We start from the raw sequence: 20,189 nt of genomic DNA, 5'->3' as shown, positions 1-20,189 counted from the left end.
AACTAGCGGTTATTTGAGCGATTCTATTGATTTACGCGCCGCCTGCGCCAAATCGGGAAAAGCGCCCCCGCCGGGAAAACGAGGGCGCATCAGGATCAGCTGCGCAGGCCGCGGCCGCGTTCGATCAGGTACCAGGACAGCAGGTAGAACACCGTGATAAACGCCACCAGCACCGCCATGGTGAACGCCAGCGGCACGTCGTTGATGCCGAGGAAACCGTAGCGGAAACCGCTGATCATATAGACGATCGGGTTCAGCTTTGACACCGCCTGCCAGAACGGCGGCAGCAGCGACAGCGAGTAGAACACCCCGCCCAGGTAGGTGAGCGGCGTCAACACGAAGGTCGGGATCAGGCTGATGTCGTCGAAAGTGGTGGCGAACACCGCGTTGATCAGCCCCGCCAGCGAGAACAGGATCGCCGTCAGCAACAGCGTCAGCGCAATCACCCACCAGGCGTGCACCTGCAGCGGCACGAAGAACAGCGAGATGATGGTCACCAGCACGCCGACGCAGATACCGCGCGCCACGCCGCCGCCGACATAACCGGCGATCACCACGTGGGTCGGCACCGGCGCCACCAGCAGTTCCTCAATGTTGCGCTGGAATTTGGCGCTGAAGAACGACGACGCGACGTTGGCGTAGGAGTTGGTGATCACCGCCATCATGATAAGGCCGGGCACGATGAACTGCATGTAGCTGAAGCCGTGCATATCGCCGATGCGTGACCCGATCAGGTTGCCGAAGATGATGAAGTACAGCGTCATGGTGATCACCGGCGGCACCAGGGTCTGGATCCAGATGCGCGCGAAGCGGTTCACCTCTTTGGCCCAGATGCTCTGTAAGGCCACCCAATACAAACGCGTCATGCTTTCTCTCCATTGCCGTTAACCAGGGTGACAAACAGCTCTTCCAGGCGGTTCGCCTTGTTGCGCATGCTCAGCACCTGCACGCCCTGCGCGCTCAGCTGGGCGAACAGGCCGTTCAGCCCCTGTTCACGCATCACCTCCACTTCCAGCGTCGAGGTATCCGTCAGGCGGCTGCGGTAACCGTCCAGCTTCGGCAGCGGGCTTTTCGCCGCCAGATCGAGGATAAAGGTTTCCGACTTGAGCTTGGCCAGCAGCCCCTTCATCGAGGTGTTTTCCACCAGCTCCCCGTTCTGGATGATGCCGATGTTGCGGCACAGCATCTCCGCCTCTTCCAAATAGTGGGTGGTGAGGATGATGGTGGTGCCCTGGGCGTTCAGCTCTTTCAGGAAGCCCCACATCGAGCGGCGCAGCTCGATATCCACCCCGGCGGTCGGTTCATCGAGGATCAGCAGCTTCGGCTGGTGCATCAACGCGCGGGCGATCATCAGACGGCGCTTCATGCCGCCGGACAGCATGCGAGCACGCTCGTTGCGCTTGCCCCACAAGTCCAGCTGATTGAGGTACTTTTCGGCGCGCGCCATCGCTTCACGCCGCGTGACGCCATAGTAACCCGCCTGGTTCACCACGATCTGCAATACGGTCTCAAACGGGTTGAAGTTGAACTCCTGCGGCACCAGGCCAAGCTGGCGCTTGGCGTTGACGATGTCTTTATCGATGTCGTAACCGAACACCCGCACGCTGCCGGCGGTTTTATTCACCAGCGAGCTGATGATGCCGATGGTGGTGGACTTTCCGGCGCCGTTTGGCCCCAGCAGGGCATAAAAATCCCCCGCCTCGACGCTCAGGTCGATGCCGCGCAGCGCCTTGACGCCACCGGCGTAAGTCTTGGTCAGCTGCGCTAATTCCAGTGCATAATTCATATGTAAAATAGTACCTTATAACGATGAGTATGCCGCCGCGCCCCCTGTTTGCGAGGCTTGAAACAATAACAATAATCCTAGCATCGACGGCGTTTTCACTGCGTCGAATCCGTGCGGTAAATGAGGTTGCACCACTGTTCCGATTTCCAAATTGTGACGCTTACCCTATATTACCCCAACGCAATCTGTTCGTTACGGGTCAATCACCTCCATGAAAGAAATCGAAGAGCTTATCGCCAACAACCAGGCCTGGTCGGCCAATATCAGTCAGGAAGACCCGGATTTTTTTGAACGTTTAGCCCAGGCGCAAAAGCCCCGCTTCTTATGGATTGGTTGCTCTGACAGCCGCGTTCCCGCAGAACGCCTGACCGGCCTCGAGCCGGGTGAACTGTTCGTCCATCGCAACGTGGCGAACCTCGTTATCCACACCGATCTTAACTGCCTGTCGGTGGTGCAGTATGCGGTAGATGTGCTGGAGGTCGAACACATCATCATCTGCGGCCACCTGGGCTGCGGCGGCGTGCAGGCCGCGGTGGAAAACCCGGAGCTGGGGCTGATCGACAACTGGCTGCTGCACATTCGCGATCTGTGGTACAAGCACAGTTCGCTGCTGGGCGAGCTGCCACCGGAACAGCGTTTCGACATGCTGTGCGAGATCAACGTCATTGAGCAGGTATACAACCTGGGCCACTCCACCATCATGCAATCGGCCTGGAAACGCGGCCAGAAGGTGATGATCCACGGCTGGGTGTACGGCATTCAGGACGGCCGTCTGCGCGATATGGAAGTGCTGGCGACCAGCCGCGAGAGCCTGGAGATGGGCTACCGCAAAGCGATAGCCAAACTGAAGCAGGATAAAGGCGTATAATCCCGCCGCAGGCGCGGCAGGCCGCGCCCCACATCAATTACTCGTCCAGCAGCACCACTTTGCCGACGTACGGCAGGTGACGGTAGCGCTGGGCGTAGTCGATGCCATACCCCACCACGAACTCATCCGGGATCGAGAAGCCGACGTATTCGACCGGCACCTGCACTTCACGGCGCTCAGGCTTGTCCAGCAAGGTGCAAATCGCCAGCGATTTCGGCCCACGCAGCGCCAAAATCTCGCGCACTTTGTTCAGCGTGTTGCCGGAATCGATGATGTCTTCCACGATCAGCACGTCTTTGCCGCGAATGTCTTCGTCCAGATCCTTGAGGATCTTCACGTCGCGAGTGGTGGACATGCCGCTGCCGTAGCTGGAAGCCGTCATGAAGTCGACTTCATGCGGCACGTCAATCGCGCGGCACAGATCGGCCATGAACATGAAGGAGCCGCGCAGCAGCCCAACCAGCACCATGTCGCTGCCGCTGTCGCGGTAATGTTCGGTGATCTGGCGGCCAAGTTCGGCGATACGGGTCTTAACTTCCTGCTCGGAAATCATTACGTCTACAGTGTGTTTCATAGTATTCAGGTCAGTTGCCGGAAGAAAGGCGCAGAGTTTAGCATAGCCTTTCGCCGGTGGCGACGCGAGCGCACCGCCACCTGAGCGATAGGCCGCGATCAATCGGCGACGGTAAAGCCCATCATCATGCCGGTATCTTCGTGTTCCAACAGGTGGCAGTGGGCCATATACGCATGTTCGCTGCTTGCCGGATGATCGAAACGCACCAGCACTTCGCTGCGCCAACCTTCGACGCGCACCGTGTCCTTCCAGCCGCTGCGATGCGCCGCCGGCGGTTTGCCGTTTTCCGACAGGATACGGAACTGGGTGCCGTGAATGTGGAACGGGTGCAGCATCATGTCGCCCTCGCCGGAAATGGTCCATTTTTCATACTGGCCCCGTTTGGCGGCAAACATCGGTTTGTTCATGTCGAAGGCCTTGCCGTTGATCATGTTGCCGTGGCTGAAGTCGAACGGTTTAGCGTTGCCCTGCGCGCCGCCATGATCCATCCCGGCCATCTTGCCATGATCCATGCCTTTCATGCCTTTCATGCTGCTCATGTCGCCGTGGTCCATGCCCTGCATGCCGCCCTTCTCCATGCCCTTCATGTTACCGTGGTCCATACCTTTCATGTCTCCAGCGCCCGTCGCGCCATGATTCATGCTCATGCCGGCCATCGCCTGGTGACCATAACGATCCATCAGCGCCTGCATGCCGAGCATATCCAGCTGCGGATCCATCATCAGCTGCAGCCAACGCTCCTGGATGCCGGTGGTGGCAGGCAATGTCGGCAGCTTCACCAGGCTATCCGGCATGGTTTTGATGCCCTGCGCCAACGACGGCTGAATGCGCAACACCGGCAGCGGCCGATCGAACGGCGCCAGCGTCATGCCCATCTGTTTCACCGGCAACGTCACGATGTCGAACGCTTTCCCGTCGGAGGCATCGACCAGCACTTCAAAGCGCTCGCCCATCAGCATCGGCAGCTCGGTCAGCTTCACCGGTTCCGCCAGGAAACCGCCGTCGCTGGCGATGACGTACAGCGGACGGTTGTCACTGGCCGCCAGATTCAGCGAGCGGGCGTTGCAACCGTTGAGGAAACGCAAACGCAGCCAACCGCGCGGCGCCAGATGTTGCGGGTACTGCGCGCCGTTGGTAAACATGCGATCGCCAAACCAACCCACCGCCGCGCTCATCACGTCCAGGCGATATTCGATCTGGGCATCTTTGCCCAAGCGCTTATCCTGCAGGATCACCGGAATGTCATCCTGCCCCCAGGTTTTCGGCAGCGGCAGTTTGGCGCTTTCATCGTCTTCCAGCAGCACCAGCCCCGCCAGCCCCATCATCACCTGGCTGCCGGTTTTACCGTGGGTATGCGGGTGGAACCAGCAGGTGGCCGCCGGTTGATCGACGGTGAAATTCACCGTGCGCGTTGCGCCGGGATGGATCAACGCCTGCGGGCCGCCATCGACGTCGCCGGGGATTTCCAGACCGTGCCAGTGGACGGTACTGGCTTCCGCCAGGCGGTTTTTGATATCGACCGTCACCGGCTGACCCCGCTGCAGCTTCACCGCCGGCCCGAGCAGCGCGCCGTTGAATCCCCAGGTTTTGGTGGCGGCGCCGGGCAACCAGCGGGTTTCCCCCGCCTGCAGCGCCAGCGCAATCTTTCCCTGCGCGTCGGGCGTTAACAACGGGGGCACCGGCAGGGCCGGCCGCTCGGCCGCTAAGGCGGCCCGGCTCCATAACGGCAATGCGCTCGCGGCGCCCAATGCAGCGGTCAATTTAATAAAATCACGGCGTAACATCGCTGACTCCCTTTTCTCAGTGACATAACTCAACGCGGCCAGCCTAAACCTTCCCCCAGGCGGAAGGTCAAGCCTTTTCTGGCGGTATTTTAAGCTATGCCTCACAATCAAGAGCGCGCCGTGGGTGAGCGCTATGGCAGCGCCCGTCAGCAATAAAATTTGGTGCCTTTACAGGCAAGTGTGGTAACGTCTGCAGACGACAAACAGGCCTATTTCATGATGAAAAAAACAACGTTAACGATGCTGTTGCTGGCGATGCTGGGCTTCTCCAACGCCAGTCTGGCGCTGAATGAATCCGAGGCGGAAGATCTGGCCGATCTGACGGCGGTATTTATTTATTTGAAAAATGATTGCGGCTACAACGATTTGCCAAATGCGCAAATCAAGCGCGCCATCGTCTATTTCGCGCAACAAAACCGCTGGGATTTGAGCAACTACAACAGCTTTAACATGAAGGCGCTGGGCGAAGACAGCTATCGCGATCTGAGCGGCATCGCCATTCCAACGCCCAAGAAGTGCAAATCGCTGGCGCGCGACTCCCTGAGCCTGCTGGCCTACGCCAATTAATCTTCCCCCTCGCCCGTCCGCCCTCCGCTCTCTCTGTCTGAAATTCAACCGTGCATCGCCAGGCAGAGTTAGCTATGATGTTGCGCCGATTTTTCATGGCTGTTATTACGGAGTTTCCCGCACATGACCCAGAAAGAAATTTGGTACGAAACGCTGCATACGGGCTTCGGCCAGTACTTTTCGGTAGAGAAGGTGCTATACCGCGAGAAGACCGATCATCAGGATCTGGTGATCTTCGAGAACCCGGTGCTGGGGCGCGTGATGGCGCTCGACGGCGTGGTGCAAACCACCGAGCGTGACGAGTTCATCTATCACGAAATGCTGACCCACGTGCCGCTGTTGGCGCACGGCCAGGCGAAGAAAGTGCTGATCATCGGCGGCGGCGACGGCGGTATGCTGCGCGAAGTCAGCCGGCATCCTGGCGTTGAGCAGATCACCATGGTCGAAATCGACGCCGGCGTCGTCGAGTTCTGCCGCCAGTACCTACCCAACCACAGCGCCGGCGCCTATGACGATCCGCGCTTCAAGCTGGTGATTGACGACGGCGTCAACTTCGTGAATCAAACCGACGAAACGTTCGATGTGATCATCTCCGACTGCACCGATCCGATCGGCCCCGGCGAAAGCCTGTTCACCTCGGCGTTTTATGAAGGCTGCGCCCGCTGCCTGAATGAGGGCGGCATTTTCGTCGCGCAAAACGGCGTCTGTTTCCTGCAGCAGGACGAGGCGGTCAACAGCCACGCCAAACTGAGCCGCTACTTTAGCGACGTCAGCTTCTATCAGGCGGCGATCCCGACCTATTACGGCGGCATCATGACCTTCGCCTGGGCGAGCCAGAACCCGGCGCTGCGCCAGCGCGATCTGCCAACCCTGCAACAGCGCTTTAACCAAAGCGGCCTACACTGCCGTTATTACAACCCGGCAATTCACGTCGGCAGCTTTGCCCTGCCGCAATATTTGCTCAATGCCCTGAACGTAACACGTTAAGCGAGAAGATAAAGGAGGTGGCCCAAATTGCATAAGCTAAAACTGCACGGCTTCAACAACCTGACCAAGAGCCTGAGTTTTTGTATTTACGATATTTGTTACGCCAAAACCGCGGACGATCGCGATGGCTATATCGCCTACATAGACGAACAATATAACGCCAACCGGCTGACCGAGATCCTGAGCGAAACCTGCTCGATCATCGGCGCCAATATTCTGAACATCGCGCGTCAGGACTACGAGCCGCAGGGCGCCAGCGTCACCATCCTGGTCAGCGAAGAGCCGATCGATCCGAAAGACGTCGATACGTCGGAACACCCCGGTCCGCTACCGAATACGGTCGTCGCGCACCTGGACAAGAGCCATATCTGCGTGCACACCTACCCGGAAAGCCATCCGGAAGGCGGGCTGTGCACCTTCCGCGCCGATATCGAGGTCTCGACCTGCGGCGTCATTTCGCCCCTCAAGGCGCTGAACTACTTAATTCACCAGCTGGAATCCGACATCGTCACCATGGACTATCGCGTGCGCGGTTTTACCCGCGACGTGAACGGCGTGAAACATTACATCGATCATGAGATCAATTCGATCCAGAACTTTATGTCGGAAGACATCAAGGCGCTGTACCACATGATGGACGTGAACGTTTACCAGGAAAATATCTTCCATACCAAGATGTTGCTGAAGGATTTCGATCTGAAGCACTACCTGTTTAACGCGGAGCCGGAGGCGTTGAGCGCAGCCGAACGCAAGCAGATCACCGATCTGTTATGGAAAGAGATGCAGGAAATCTATTACGGCCGCAATATTCCGCATCTGTGATGGAAAGGGCGCGGCGCGCCGCGCCCTGATGCTTAGTACTTCAGCATGAAAGAACGATAGGCCTTCAACACCAGCAGGAAATCCTCAACGCCGCAGAATGAGAGGCTTTCTTCGTCGTAGTAGTTCATCCCCTCTTCCATTTCGTCGCCCTCGAACTCCAGCTGATTGGCGCGGATCATCACTTCTTCACCATCCATCAGCAGCGTATATTCATGGCCTTCCAGCTGCCATTGGCGCTCGCTGCCTTTGACCTCGGCCGCGCCGGCTTCAATGCGGTCCAGCAGGTTGAAATCGCCTTTGACTTCTTCATTGATCCAGTGGCCAATCGCTTCATGCCCCATCGAAAATCTGACGATCACCTGACCGGTGACGTCACGCAGAAATTCGTAATCCATAGCATGCCCTCCTGAGCCCTTTTTCTTAGTGTAAACATAAATGGCGGACTAACTCAGTGAGCGCTCGCAAAGTTGGCAACTGAGCAAAATAAAACGGGAGGCCAAGGCCTCCCGTTAAACAGTTGCGCAATATAGCGGCTTACACGGCGGTTTGGAAGATCACGCCGTCGGCTTTTTCGGTGTACTGGCCCAGCTGGTCAAAGTTCAGGTAGCGGTAGGTATCCGCCGCCGTCTTATCGACCTGCGCCATATAGGTCTGGTACTCGTCCGGCGTCGGCAGGCGGCCCAGCAGGGACGCTACCGCGGCCAGTTCGGCAGACGCCAGATAGACGTTGGCGCCGGTGCCCAGACGGTTCGGGAAGTTACGGGTTGAGGTGGAAACCACCGTCGCGCCGTCCGCCACGCGCGCCTGGTTGCCCATGCACAGCGAGCAGCCCGGGATCTCGATACGCGCGCCGCTCTTGCCGAAGACGCTGTAGTAGCCTTCTTCAGTCAGCTGAGCCGCATCCATCTTGGTTGGCGGCGCCACCCACAGACGGGTCGGCAGCTGGCCCTTGTGCTGATCCAGCAGCTTGCCCGCCGCGCGGAAGTGGCCGATGTTGGTCATGCAAGAACCGATGAACACTTCATCGATTTTGCTGTTGGCCACGTCAGACAGCAGGCGCGCATCGTCAGGATCGTTCGGCGCACACAGGATCGGCTCTTTGATCTCGTTCAGATCGATGTCGATCACCGCTGCGTATTCCGCATCCGCATCGCCTTCCAGCAGTTGCGGATCCGCCAGCCATTTTTCCATGCCCTGAATACGGCGCTCCAGCGTACGGCGATCGCCGTAGCCTTCGGAGATCATCCACTTCAGCAGCACGATGTTGGAGTTCAGGTACTCTTCAATCGGCGCCTTGTCCAGCTTGATGGTACAACCGGCGGCGGAACGTTCGGCGGACGCATCGGTCAGCTCAAACGCCTGCTCGACCTTCAGATCCGGCAGGCCTTCGATCTCCAGAATGCGGCCGGAGAAGATGTTTTTCTTGCCCTTCTTCTCGACGGTCAGCAGCCCTTGCTGGATCGCGTAGTAAGGGATGGCGTGCACCAGATCGCGCAGGGTGATGCCCGGCTGCATTTTGCCTTTGAAGCGCACCAGCACCGACTCAGGCATATCCAGCGGCATCACGCCGGTCGCGGCGGCAAACGCCACCAGGCCGGAACCGGCCGGGAAGGAGATGCCGATCGGGAAGCGGGTGTGGGAATCGCCGCCGGTGCCGACGGTGTCAGGCAGCAGCATGCGGTTCAGCCAGGAGTGGATCACGCCGTCGCCCGGGCGCAGCGAGACGCCGCCGCGGTTCATGATGAAGTCAGGCAGCGTGTGGTGCGTGGTCACGTCGACCGGTTTCGGGTACGCGGCGGTGTGGCAGAACGACTGCATGACCAGATCGGCGGAGAAGCCGAGGCAGGCCAGGTCTTTCAGCTCATCGCGGGTCATCGGGCCGGTGGTGTCCTGAGAGCCGACGGAGGTCATCTTCGGCTCGCAGTATTCGCCAGGGCGAATGCCGGCGACGCCGCAGGCGCGGCCGACCATTTTCTGCGCCAGCGAGAAGCCTTTGTTGCTGGCGGCTACCGGTTTGGCGATGCGGAACACGTCGCTGTGCGGCAGACCCAGCGCTTCACGCGCCTTGGTGGTCAGGCCACGGCCGATGATCAGCGGGATACGGCCGCCGGCGCGCACTTCATCCAGCAGCACGTCGGTTTTCAGCTCGAAGTTGGCGATCAGCGCGCCGGTTTCGTGGTTGCGCACTTCACCTTTGTACGGGTAAACGTCGATCACGTCGCCCATGTTCAGCTCGGACACGTCCACTTCGATCGGCAAGGCGCCGGCATCTTCCATGGTGTTGAAGAAGATAGGCGCAATCTTGCCGCCCAGCACCACGCCACCGCCGCGCTTGTTCGGCACGTGCGGGATGTCGTCGCCCATGAACCACAGCACCGAGTTGGTGGCGGATTTACGGGAGGAACCGGTGCCGACCACGTCGCCGACGTAGGCCAGCGGGAAGCCTTTCTTGTTCAGCAGCTCGATCTGTTTGATCGGGCCGACGCTGCCCGGCTGATCCGGCACGATGCCTTCACGTTCGTTTTTCAGCATCGCCAGCGCGTGCAGCGGGATATCCGGGCGCGACCAGGCGTCCGGCGCCGGAGACAGGTCATCGGTGTTGGTTTCGCCGGTCACTTTGAACACGGTGACGGTGATCTTTTCCGCCAGCTCCGGGCGCGACAGGTACCATTCGGCATCGGCCCAGGACTGCATGATCTGCTTGGCGTGCGCGTTGCCGGCTTTCGCCTTCTCTTCCACATCGTAGAAGTTGTCGAACATCAGCAGCGTGTGGGACAGCGCTTTGGCGGCGATCGGCGCCAGCTTTTCGTTGTCCAGGGCTTCGATCAGCGGATGAATGTTATAGCCGCCCTGCATGGTGCCTAACAGTTCAATGGCTTTCTCGGGGGTAACCAGGGGGGATGTCGCTTCACCTTTGGCGATGGCCGCCAGGAAACCTGCTTTGACGTAGGCGGCTTCGTCGACGCCCGGTGGAACACGGTTAATCAGCAGGTCTAACAGGAATTCTTCTTCGCCTTTTGGCGGATTCTTCAGTAGTTCGACCAGCGCGGCCATTTGGGTGGCGTCTAGCGGCTTAGGGGCGATGCCCTCAGCAGCACGCTCGGCTACGTGCTTACGGTATTCTTCTAGCACGACGTTCTCCTCGCTCTCATTGTCATTTATTGTGCCTGGCGTATATGCAAACCGGGTTTATACCCTTTGGGTTTCACTCTGTGGCTAGGCGATCGGCCCGTAAAGGCCCCGAAACGGTGATTGGGGCAAACAAGCACGGTCAAACAGCGTTACAGCATGAAAGACTGATGGGTAGAGCGCACGGCGATATTGATGCCATCTATCCTGACGGGGCACTGCTGTCGATGTCCTGGACTGTAAGGTACAGTGCCCGGTTCCGCTCAGCCAGCATATCAGGATTTGAAACGGTTGTTAATTCGTTCACATAAAAGCAACATTAAATCTTTGCTGAATCGTTGAGCGCAGCGTAATCGGCTGCCGGACAAACAGGGCATTATATCCACATAATTAAAATGGATATAAGCATTAGGATCGGAATTTGGCGCAGCGGCCACAAAAAACCGCGTTCTGCATCTGAGCAAAAAAAAACGGCCCCTTCTCAGGAGCCGCTTGTTAACCGGTCAAACCAGCAGAATTACTTCTTCTTGGCTTTCGGGTTAGGCAGGTCGGTGATGCTGCCTTCGTAGATTTCCGCCGCCAGGCCCACGGATTCGTGCAGGGTCGGGTGAGCGTGGATGGTCAGCGCGATGTCTTCCGCGTCGCAGCCCATCTCGATAGCCAGACCGATTTCACCCAGCAGCTCGCCGCCGTTGGTGCCGACAATCGCGCCACCGATGATGCGGTGAGTTTCTTTGTCGAAGATCAATTTGGTCATGCCGTCTGCACAGTCGGAAGCGATCGCACGGCCGGAAGCCGCCCACGGGAAGGTGGAGGTTTCGTAGCTGATGCCTTTCTCTTTCGCTTCTTTCTCGGTCAGACCCACCCACGCCACTTCCGGCTCGGTGTAAGCGATGGATGGGATCACTTTCGGATCGAAGTAGTGCTTCATGCCGGCGATAACTTCTGCGGCGACGTGGCCTTCGTGCACGCCTTTGTGCGCCAGCATCGGCTGGCCGACGATGTCGCCGATGGCGAAGATGTGCGGCACGTTGGTGCGCAGCTGTTTGTCGACGTTGATGAAGCCACGCTCGTCAACTTCAACACCGGCTTTGCCGGCATCCAGCAGTTTGCCGTTCGGCACGCGGCCGATCGCCACCAGCACCGCGTCGTAACGCTGTGGCTCTGCCGGCGCTTTTTTACCTTCCATCGTGACGTAGATGCCGTCTTCTTTGGCTTCTACCGCGGTCACTTTGGTTTCCAGCATCAGGTTGAACTGCTTGCTGATACGTTTGGTGAAGACTTTCACCACGTCTTTATCTGCCGCCGGGATAACCTGATCGAACATTTCAACGACGTCGATCTGTGAACCCAGCGCATGGTATACGGTGCCCATTTCCAGGCCGATGATGCCGCCGCCCATAACCAGCAGACGCTCTGGGACGGTTTTCAGCGCCAGCGCATCGGTAGAATCCCACACGCGTGGATCTTCATGAGGAATGAATGGCAGTTGGATCGGACGAGAACCTGCAGCGATGATGGCGTTGTCGAAGTTGATGGTGGTTGGGCCGTTTTCGCCTTCAACAACCAGGGTGTTAGCGCCGGTGAACTTGCCCAGGCCGTTGACCACTTTCACTTTACGGCCTTTCGCCATGCCAGCCAGACCGCCGGTCAGCTGAGTGATGACTTTTTCTTTCCAGACGCGCACTTTGTCGATGTCGGTTTTCGGCTCGCCGAAAACGATGCCGTGTTCGGCCAACGCTTTGGCTTCTTCGATCACTTTGGCAACGTGCAGCAGTGCTTTGGAAGGGATACATCCCACGTTCAGGCAAACCCCGCCCAGAGTGGAATAACGTTCAACCAGAACGGTTTCAAGACCTAAGTCAGCGCAACGAAAGGCTGCAGAGTAACCTGCCGGGCCCGCCCCAAGTACCACGACCTGAGTTTTAATTTCAGTACTCATCATGACCTCTTAATTGATTGTCCGGCGGGTCAGACGTCATTTTTATTGCTAATCGATCTCATAACGCCCTTCATCCACCGGGACGCTTACACCGCGAGCAGTTTACAGAATTGTTAATAATCTGCAAAGCGTGTTCGAGTGACCCGTGTCTCAACAATTTTGTCGAGTTATGCAAAATCCGACAAAACTGCTACAGAATCGTCAGGGGCGCAGCATGCTGCGCCCCTTTTGCATTACATCACCAGACGGCGAATGTCGGACAACATGTTGTTGATGATGGTGATGAAGCGCGCACCATCGGCACCGTCGATAACGCGGTGGTCGAAGGACAGCGACATCGGCATCATCAGGCGCGGCATGAACTCTTTACCGTTCCAGACCGGCTCCATCGCAGACTTGGAGACGCCCAGGATAGCCACTTCCGGCGCGTTGACGATCGGCGCGAAGTGAGTTGTCCCGATGCCGCCCAGGCTGGAGATGGTGAAGCAGCCGCCCTGCATCTCGCCCGCGGTCAGCTTGCCGTCGCGCGCTTTCTTGGAGATGGTCATCAGCTCGCGAGACAGCTCGGTGATGCTCTTCTTGTTCACGTCCTTGAACACCGGAACCACCAGGCCGTTCGGGGTATCTACCGCCACGCCGATATTGATGTATTTCTTCAGCGTCAGCTTCTGACCGTCTTCGGACAGCGAGCTGTTGAAGCGCGGCATCTGCTCCAGAGCGGCAGCGACGGCTTTCATGATGAACACGACAGGCGTGAACTTCACGTCCAGCTTGCGCTTGGCCGCTTCTTCGTTCTGCTGCTTGCGGAACGCTTCCAGATCGGTGATGTCGGTTTTGTCGAAGTGAGTCACGTGCGGGATCATCACCCAGTTGCGGCTCAGGTTCGCGCCAGAGATCTTCTGGATGCGGCCCATTTCGACTTCTTCGATCTCGCCGAACTTGCTGAAGTCCACTTTCGGCCATGGCAGCATGCCTGGCAGACCGCCGCCGGCAGCAGCCGGGGACGCTTCAGCGCGTTTCACCGCGTCTTTCACGTAAGCCTGAACGTCTTCGCGCAGGATGCGGCCTTTACGACCGGTGCCTTTCACTTTCGCCAGGTTAACGCCGAATTCACGCGCCAGACGACGAATGACCGGAGTCGCGTGCACGTAGGCCGCGTTCTCGGCGAACTCGCCTTTGTCTTCAGCTTTCGCAGCCGGAGCGGCGGCTTTAGCGGCGGCCGGCGCCGGCGCAGCGTCCGCTTTAGCGGCTGGAGCGGCGGCAGCGGCAGGCGCAGCGCCTTCCACTTCGAACACCATGATCAGGGAGCCGGTTTTCACTTTGTCGCCGGTCGCGATCTTGATCTCTTTCACGGTGCCCGCGAACGGTGCAGGCACTTCCATGGAGGCCTTGTCGCCTTCCACGGTGATCAGAGACTGCTCGGCGGCAACCTTGTCGCCCACCTTGACCATCACCTCGGTCACTTCGACTTCGTCACCGCCGATATCCGGCACGGCGACGTCTTTGGCCGCAGAGGCCGCAGGCGCTGCAGCGGCAGCCGGTGCTTGCGCCGCAGCCGGGGCCGCAGCGGAAGCGGCGCCGGCCACTTCGAACACCATGATCAGGGAACCGGTTTTCACTTTGTCGCCGGTCGCGATCTTGATCTCTTTCACGGTGCCCGCGAACGGCGCAGGGACTTCCATGGAAGCCTTGTCGCCTTCCACAGTGATCAGGGACTGCTCGGCTTCCACCTTGTCGCCCACTTTCACCAGGATCTCGGTCACTTCGACTTCGTCAGCGCCGATATCCGGCACGGCAACGTCTTTGGCCGCAGCGGCAGCCGGGGCAGCTGCTGCCGCCGGTTTTTCTTCCGCTTTCGCCGCCGGTGCAGCTTCCGCTGCGCCTGCCGCTTCGAAGATCATGATCAGTTTGCCGGTTTCGGTTTTATCGCCGACCGCCACTTTAATCTCTTTCACCACGCCCGCCTGCGGGGAGGGCACTTCCATGGAAGCCTTGTCGCCTTCCACGGTGATCAGCGATTGTTCCGCTTCAACTTTATCGCCGACCTTCACCAGAATCTCGGTGATTTCGACTTCATCTGCACCGATGTCCGGTACGTTGATTTCGATAGACATTATTCAGTACCTCTTAGGCCAGACGCGGGTTAACTTTTTCCGGGTTGATGTCGAATTTCTTGATTGCATCAGCAACCACAGAAGCTTCGATCTCACCGCGTTTAGCCAGTTCACCCAGAGCAGCAACCACCACGTAGGACGCATCGACTTCGAAGTGGTGACGCAGGTTTTCGCGGCTGTCCGAACGACCGAAGCCGTCGGTGCCCAGTACGCGATAATCGCTGGCCGGCACATAAGTACGAACCTGTTCGGCGAACAGTTTCATGTAGTCGGTAGAGGCTACCGCCGGCGCGTCGTTCATCACCTGAGCGATGTAAGGCACGCGTGGCGCTTCGGTTGGGTGCAGCATGTTCCAACGCTCGCAATCCTGGCCGTCGCGCGCCAGTTCGGTGAACGAGGTCACGCTGTAGGTGTCGGAACCCACGCCGTAGTCCTTCGCCAGGATCTGCGCAGCTTCGCGCACGTGGCGCAGGATGGCGCCGGAGCCCAGCAGCTGCACCTTGCCTTTGCTGCCTTCCAGCGTTTCCAGCTTGTAGATACCCTTGCGGATACCTTCTTCCGCACCCTGCGGCATCGCAGGCATGTGGTAGTTTTCGTTCAGCGTGGTCAGGTAGTAGTACACGTTTTCCGGGTTGTCGCCATACATGCGCACCAGACCGTCGTGCATGATCACCGCCACTTCGTACGCGTAAGCCGGATCGTAAGAGATGCAGTTAGGGATGGTCAGAGACTGAATGTGGCTGTGGCCATCTTCGTGCTGCAGACCTTCGCCGTTCAGGGTAGTACGGCCCGAGGTCCCGCCGATCAGGAAGCCGCGCGCCTGTTGGTCGCCCGCTGCCCAGCACAGGTCGCCGATACGTTGGAAACCGAACATCGAGTAGTAGATGTAGAACGGAATCATCGGCAGATCGTTGGTGCTGTAGGAGGTCGCTGCGGCCAGCCAGGAAGAGGCTGCGCCCAGTTCGTTGATGCCTTCCTGCAGGATTTGGCCTTTCTCGTCTTCTTTGTAGTAAGCAACCTGCTCACGGTCCTGCGGGGTGTACTGCTGGCCGTTCGGGCTGTAGATACCGATCTGACGGAACAGACCTTCCATACCGAAGGTACGCGCTTCGTCGGCGATGATTGGCACCAGGCGATCTTTGATCGACTTGTTCTTCAGCATCACGTTCAGGGCACGCACGAAAGCGATAGTGGTGGAGATCTCTTTGTTCTGCTCTTCCAGCAGCGAGCTGAAATCTTCCAGCGCTGGCATTTCCAGCTTCTGGGTGAACTCCGGCAGACGGGTAGGCACGTAGCCTTTCAGCGCCTGGCGACGTTCGTGCAGGTATTTGTACTCTTCGGAATCTTTCTCGAAGGTAATGTACGGCAGTTTTTCGATGTCAGCATCGGCAACCGGCACGTTGAAACGATCGCGGAAGTGGTGAACCCCTTCCATGTTCATTTTCTTCACCTGGTGAGCGATGTTTTTACCTTCCGCGGTTTCACCCATGCCGTAACCTTTGATGGTGTGGGCCAGGATAACGGTCGGTTTGCCTTTGGTGTCTTGCGCTTTTTTCAGTGCAGCGAAGATTTTCTTCGGATCGTGACCACCACGGTTCAGCGCCCAGATTTCGTCGTCGGTCATGTCTTTGACCAGCGCCGCGGTTTCCGGGTAACGGCCGAAGAAGTGCTCGCGCACGTAAGCGCCGTCTTTGGATTTGAAGGTCTGGTAGTCGCCATCCAGAGTCTCGTTCATCAGCTGAACCAGTTTACCGCTGGTGTCTTTGCGCAGCAGCTCGTCCCAACGGCCGCCCCAGATCACTTTCAGCACCTGCCAGCCTGCGCCGGAGAAGATGCCTTCCAGTTCGTTGATGATCTTGCCGTTACCGGTGACCGGGCCGTCCAGGCGCTGCAGGTTGCAGTTGATGACGAACACCAGGTTGTCCAGCTTCTCGCGGGTGGCGATGGTGATGGCGCCTTTGGATTCCGGCTCATCCATCTCACCGTCGCCCAGGAAGGCGTAAACGGTCTGCTCAGAGGTGTCTTTCAGGCCGCGGTGTTCCAGGTATTTCAGGAACTTCGCCTGATAGATGGCGCTGATTGGGCCCAGGCCCATGGATACGGTCGGGAACTGCCAGAATTCCGGCATCAACTTAGGATGCGGGTAAGAGGACAGGCCGTTGCCGTGCACTTCCTGACGGAAGTTGTTCATCTGTTCTTCGGTCAGGCGGCCTTCAAGGAAGGCGCGCGCGTAAACGCCCGGAGAGATGTGGCCCTGGAAGTAGACCAGGTCGCCGCCGTCTTTCTCGTTGCGTGCGCGGAAGAAGTGGTTAAAGCAGACTTCATAGAAGGTCGCGGAAGACTGGAAGGAAGCCATGTGGCCGCCCAGCTCCAGGTCTTTCTTGGATGCGCGCAGAACGGTCATGATCGCGTTCCAACGGATCGCAGAGCGAATGCGGCGTTCCAGATCCAGGTTGCCTGGGTAAGCCGGTTCGTCTTCTACCGCGATGGTGTTGACGTAGTTGTGCGCTGCAGCACCGGCCGCAACGTTAACGCCGCCTTTGCGGGCTTCTCCCAATACCTGATCAATCAGAAACTGAGCTCGCTCAACACCCTCTTCACGGATGACCGATTCGATCGCCTGCAGCCAGTCGCGGGTTTCGATCGGATCCACGTCATTGTTTAAACGTTCTGACATGGTGGTATTCCTTATCTGTCTAATGGTTTGTTTGGAGCCTGTCTTCCTGTGCTCTGTGAAAAAACACACGAAGACAGGCCCATCAGTTTAGTTGCCGCTTAAGTACTTAACTAAGTACCTCGAACTTAACCCCCGCAGGCTGGTGTACCCTGAAGAGGACAGCTCTTAATCCTTGCGTTGCTGGAGACGCCGCAGCGATCTCTCGCGCCGAGTATGCTCCCGGCTGAGATCCAGCAAGATTTCCTCGATAAACGCCAAGTGGCGATGCGAGGCTTCACGGGCCTTTTCCGGCTCGCGTGCCACAATCGCCTCAAAAATTCCGGCGCGGTGGCTGCTCACTTTTGCCAACATCTCACGGCGCGAGTAGAGCAATTCAAAGTTCTGACGCACGTTCTGTTCCAGCATCGGCCCCATGCAGCGTAGCAGGTGAAGTAACACAACGTTGTGAGCGGCTTCAGTCACGGCGATTTGATACTGCATGACCGCATCGGCTTCGGCGTCGAGATCGCCGCTGTCTTGAGCCTGTTGAATCACGATGTGGCAATCGCGGATGCGCGCCAGATCTTCATCGGTGCCGCGCAGCGCCGCGTAATAGGCGGCAATGCCTTCCAGCGCGTGACGGGTTTCCAGCAGATCGAACTGTGATTCGGGATGGTCGGCCAGCAGCTCGGCCAGCGGATCGCTGAAGCTCTGCCACAGATTAGTTTGCACGAAGGTGCCGCCGCCCTGACGGCGCAGGAGCAGCCCTTTCGCTTCAAGGCGCTGAATGGCCTCTCTCAGAGAAGGACGGGAGACATCAAATTGTTTCGCCAGCTCGCGCTCCGGAGGCAGTTTTTCGCCTGGGCGCAGTGTCCCCTCGAGGATCAGGTATTCGAGCTGTTGCTCGATAACATCTGACAACTTGGGTTGGCGGATTTTGCTGTAGGCCATGAGTGAATTCTTCTCTGCGAATGGCGCGGAGTCAATTGGTAATACCAATTTCAAAAACGTGACGGTAAAGTAACAAAGTATTCACCTCCTGTCCATACGGGCCTTGATCGAAATCAGGTTACCCGCACATTTTAACACCCCGCTGAAAACCCCGCTGCAAACCGGTAACGCCGTGATGGTATTACCATTTACGCGGCGGGTTGGGGATTTAACTTTTACCAAACCTTACGCAAGGCAGAGTGCAAACTTTTTGCCCGAGTTTTATTGCATGGTTATTACGCTTTAATGAATGGCTATTTGGCGAGCAGCGCAACGGCGGTTCGTTCATTATTTGAACGCGGCCTACCGTTCAGATCTACGTTATTTTTGCGCATTATGTGATTTGTTGCTTATTTCATGCACTGAATCCCCCCTGCCGTCACACAACCCGCATTTTGTTTCCTAAACTGCTGCAATCTTAATCACTCACACGACAAAGCAGGTGCAAACCGACGCGCATAACATTATTCTCTGCCAAACGGTAGCGGCGCCGTGGAATTAATAGCTATAACGCCGTAAATAAAACAAAACACACATCGTAACCACTGCTTTACAGGCAGGTGGGCATTCACAACGACAGAGGGTTAGATTGATGGATGGTCAACAGCATGGTGACCAGCTGAAGCGCGGCCTGAAAAACCGCCATATTCAGCTCATCGCCTTAGGTGGCGCAATCGGCACCGGGTTATTTCTCGGTATCGCTCAAACAATAAAAATGGCCGGCCCGTCAGTGCTCCTCGGCTACGCCATCGGCGGCTTCATCGCGTTTCTGATCATGCGCCAGCTGGGGGAAATGGTGGTGGAAGAGCCGGTCGCCGGCTCCTTCAGCCACTTCGCCTACAAATACTGGGGCAACTTCGCCGGCTTCGCCTCCGGCTGGAACTACTGGGTGCTGTATGTCCTGGTGGCGATGGCGGAGCTGACCGCGGTCGGCATCTACGTACAGTACTGGTGGCCGGAGATCCCCACCTGGGTTTCCGCCGCGGTATTCTTCCTGGCGATCAACGCCATCAACCTGGCCAACGTGAAAGTTTACGGCGAGATGGAGTTCTGGTTCGCCATCATCAAAGTGGTGGCGATTATCGGCATGATCGTGTTCGGCGCCTACCTGCTGTTCAGCGGCATGGGCGGCCCGGAAGCCACCGTCACCAACCTGTGGGCGCAGGGCGGGTTCTTCCCGAACGGCGTCATGGGCCTGGTGATGGCGATGGCGGTGATCATGTTCTCCTTCGGCGGCCTCGAGCTGGTCGGCATCACCGCCGCCGAAGCCGACAACCCGCAAAAAAGCATTCCAAAAGCCACCAATCAGGTGATCTACCGCATCCTGATCTTCTATATCGGTTCACTGGCCATTCTGCTGTCGCTGTACCCGTGGGGCAAAGTGGTTGAAGGCGGCAGCCCGTTCGTGCTGATCTTCCACGCGCTGAACAGCAACCTGGTGGCGACCGTGCTGAACATCGTGGTGCTCACCGCCGCGCTGTCGGTCTACAACAGCTGCGTCTACTGCAACAGCCGCATGCTGTACGGCTTGGCGCAGCAGGGCAACGGCCCGAAAAGCCTGCTGAAGGTCGACGGCCGCGGCGTGCCGGTGGTGGCCATCGGCATTTCCGCCCTCGCCACCGCGCTGTGCGTGCTGATTAACTACCTGATCCCGGGCCGCGCCTTCGAACTGCTGATGGCGTTAGTGGTATCGGCGCTGGTGATCAACTGGGCGATGATCAGCCTGGCGCACCTGAAATTCCGCGCCGCCAAAAACCGCGAAGGCGTGGTGCCGAAGTTCAAAGCGTTCTGGTACCCGTTCAGCAACTACCTGTGCCTGCTGTTCATGGCCGGCATCCTGGTGATCATGTACCTGACGCCGGGCATTCAAATCTCGGTGCTGCTGATCCCGGTATGGGTGGCGATCCTGGCCGTCGGTTACGCCATCAAACAGCGCAGCCAACGTGTCGACGGCGTCACCAGCCGTTGAA

General features: G+C 58.1%; 15 protein-coding genes. 5 read left to right on the top strand and 10 right to left on the bottom strand.

The features are described 5' to 3' along the window. Window positions 1-95 precede the first annotated feature (95 nt). A complete protein-coding gene (locus J0X03_RS03385) occupies window positions 96-866 on the bottom strand; it encodes an ABC transporter permease (protein WP_033644696.1) in 771 nt (256 codons plus the stop codon). Beyond that, on the bottom strand, window positions 863-1,786 hold the full coding sequence (locus J0X03_RS03380; RefSeq protein ID WP_033644695.1) for an ABC transporter ATP-binding protein: 924 nt from the start codon (window positions 1,784-1,786) through the stop codon (window positions 863-865). Before J0X03_RS03380 ends, J0X03_RS03385 begins: the two co-directional genes overlap by 4 nt. A 211-nt stretch (window positions 1,787-1,997) precedes the next feature. Between J0X03_RS03380 and can the strand changes: the two genes are divergently transcribed. Beyond that, entirely contained in the window at window positions 1,998-2,654 is a 657-nt protein-coding gene (gene can, locus J0X03_RS03375) for a carbonate dehydratase (RefSeq protein WP_015379031.1), read from the top strand. 37 nt (window positions 2,655-2,691) lie between these two features. Here the strand turns inward: can and hpt are convergent, their stop codons facing one another. Both hpt and cueO read right to left on the bottom strand, forming a co-directional pair. Continuing rightward, on the bottom strand, window positions 2,692-3,228 hold the full coding sequence (gene hpt / locus J0X03_RS03370) for a hypoxanthine phosphoribosyltransferase (protein ID WP_048234659.1): 537 nt from the start codon (window positions 3,226-3,228) through the stop codon (window positions 2,692-2,694). A gap of 98 nt (window positions 3,229-3,326) precedes the next feature. Then, the gene (gene cueO, locus J0X03_RS03365) at window positions 3,327-5,012 is read right to left on the bottom strand and encodes a multicopper oxidase CueO (protein ID WP_069100243.1); all 1,686 of its coding nucleotides are present in this window, start codon (window positions 5,010-5,012) and stop codon (window positions 3,327-3,329) included. Between the two features lie 219 nt (window positions 5,013-5,231). Between cueO and J0X03_RS03360 the strand changes: the two genes are divergently transcribed. The 3 genes from J0X03_RS03360 (at window position 5,232) to speD (ending at window position 7,388) form a co-directional block, all read left to right on the top strand. Continuing rightward, entirely contained in the window at window positions 5,232-5,579 is a 348-nt protein-coding gene (locus J0X03_RS03360; protein WP_033644927.1) for a YacC family pilotin-like protein, read from the top strand. A 123-nt stretch (window positions 5,580-5,702) separates the two neighbouring features. Beyond that, window positions 5,703-6,566: a polyamine aminopropyltransferase gene (gene speE / locus J0X03_RS03355; RefSeq protein WP_016930071.1), complete on the top strand. Its 864-nt coding sequence runs from the start codon at window positions 5,703-5,705 to the stop codon at window positions 6,564-6,566. 27 nt (window positions 6,567-6,593) lie between these two features. Continuing rightward, complete coding sequence (gene speD, locus J0X03_RS03350) at window positions 6,594-7,388, top strand: adenosylmethionine decarboxylase (protein ID WP_004937510.1); 795 nt, start codon at window positions 6,594-6,596, stop codon at window positions 7,386-7,388. 32 nt (window positions 7,389-7,420) lie between these two features. Here speD and yacL read toward each other — a convergent pair whose 3' ends face one another. The 6 genes from yacL to pdhR form a co-directional block, all read right to left on the bottom strand. After that, window positions 7,421-7,783, bottom strand: coding sequence for a protein YacL (gene yacL / locus J0X03_RS03345; protein ID WP_004937507.1), 363 nt, complete (start codon window positions 7,781-7,783; stop codon window positions 7,421-7,423). Between the two features lie 139 nt (window positions 7,784-7,922). Then, a complete protein-coding gene (gene acnB, locus J0X03_RS03340) occupies window positions 7,923-10,520 on the bottom strand; it encodes a bifunctional aconitate hydratase 2/2-methylisocitrate dehydratase (RefSeq protein ID WP_033644692.1) in 2,598 nt (865 codons plus the stop codon). Between the two features lie 514 nt (window positions 10,521-11,034). Continuing rightward, complete coding sequence (lpdA, locus tag J0X03_RS03335; RefSeq protein ID WP_033644926.1) at window positions 11,035-12,459, bottom strand: dihydrolipoyl dehydrogenase; 1,425 nt, start codon at window positions 12,457-12,459, stop codon at window positions 11,035-11,037. 233 nt (window positions 12,460-12,692) lie between these two features. Further along, window positions 12,693-14,573 (bottom strand): pyruvate dehydrogenase complex dihydrolipoyllysine-residue acetyltransferase, encoded by a 1,881-nt coding sequence (gene aceF / locus J0X03_RS03330; RefSeq protein ID WP_160204562.1) that lies wholly within the window; start codon window positions 14,571-14,573, stop codon window positions 12,693-12,695. Between the two features lie 13 nt (window positions 14,574-14,586). Continuing rightward, window positions 14,587-17,250, bottom strand: a complete 2,664-nt coding sequence (aceE, locus tag J0X03_RS03325) for a pyruvate dehydrogenase (acetyl-transferring), homodimeric type (RefSeq protein WP_033632104.1) — start codon at window positions 17,248-17,250, stop codon at window positions 14,587-14,589. A gap of 165 nt (window positions 17,251-17,415) precedes the next feature. Continuing rightward, window positions 17,416-18,180, bottom strand: a complete 765-nt coding sequence (gene pdhR, locus J0X03_RS03320; protein ID WP_004937490.1) for a pyruvate dehydrogenase complex transcriptional repressor PdhR — start codon at window positions 18,178-18,180, stop codon at window positions 17,416-17,418. Between the two features lie 631 nt (window positions 18,181-18,811). Between pdhR and J0X03_RS03315 the strand changes: the two genes are divergently transcribed. Further along, window positions 18,812-20,188 carry an amino acid permease gene (locus J0X03_RS03315; protein WP_004937488.1) on the top strand — a complete coding sequence of 459 codons (1,377 nt, stop codon included), beginning with the start codon at window positions 18,812-18,814 and terminating at the stop codon, window positions 20,186-20,188. Window position 20,189 lies beyond the last annotated feature (1 nt).

The sequence above is a fragment of the Serratia ureilytica genome (assembly GCF_017309605.1).
In the GTDB taxonomy this organism is placed as follows: domain Bacteria; phylum Pseudomonadota; class Gammaproteobacteria; order Enterobacterales; family Enterobacteriaceae; genus Serratia; species Serratia ureilytica.
The sequence above is the reverse complement of the archived record's forward strand: the minus strand, read 5'-3'. Positions and strand labels throughout refer to the sequence as shown.

What these genes read in the sequence shown, in the direction of transcription:
- cueO (WP_069100243.1), bottom strand. Translation starts at nt 5,012, where the DNA reads ATGTTACGCCGTGATTTTATTAAATTGACCGCTGCATTGGGCGCCGCG.
- can (WP_015379031.1), top strand. Translation starts at nt 1,998, where the DNA reads ATGAAAGAAATCGAAGAGCTTATCGCCAACAACCAGGCCTGGTCGGCC.
- J0X03_RS03385 (WP_033644696.1), bottom strand. Translation starts at nt 866, where the DNA reads ATGACGCGTTTGTATTGGGTGGCCTTACAGAGCATCTGGGCCAAAGAG.
- J0X03_RS03380 (WP_033644695.1), bottom strand. Translation starts at nt 1,786, where the DNA reads ATGAATTATGCACTGGAATTAGCGCAGCTGACCAAGACTTACGCCGGT.
- yacL (WP_004937507.1), bottom strand. Translation starts at nt 7,783, where the DNA reads ATGGATTACGAATTTCTGCGTGACGTCACCGGTCAGGTGATCGTCAGA.
- aceF (WP_160204562.1), bottom strand. Translation starts at nt 14,573, where the DNA reads ATGTCTATCGAAATCAACGTACCGGACATCGGTGCAGATGAAGTCGAA.
- hpt (WP_048234659.1), bottom strand. Translation starts at nt 3,228, where the DNA reads ATGAAACACACTGTAGACGTAATGATTTCCGAGCAGGAAGTTAAGACC.
- pdhR (WP_004937490.1), bottom strand. Translation starts at nt 18,180, where the DNA reads ATGGCCTACAGCAAAATCCGCCAACCCAAGTTGTCAGATGTTATCGAG.
- lpdA (WP_033644926.1), bottom strand. Translation starts at nt 12,459, where the DNA reads ATGAGTACTGAAATTAAAACTCAGGTCGTGGTACTTGGGGCGGGCCCG.
- J0X03_RS03360 (WP_033644927.1), top strand. Translation starts at nt 5,232, where the DNA reads ATGAAAAAAACAACGTTAACGATGCTGTTGCTGGCGATGCTGGGCTTC.
- J0X03_RS03315 (WP_004937488.1), top strand. Translation starts at nt 18,812, where the DNA reads ATGGATGGTCAACAGCATGGTGACCAGCTGAAGCGCGGCCTGAAAAAC.
- speE (WP_016930071.1), top strand. Translation starts at nt 5,703, where the DNA reads ATGACCCAGAAAGAAATTTGGTACGAAACGCTGCATACGGGCTTCGGC.
- aceE (WP_033632104.1), bottom strand. Translation starts at nt 17,250, where the DNA reads ATGTCAGAACGTTTAAACAATGACGTGGATCCGATCGAAACCCGCGAC.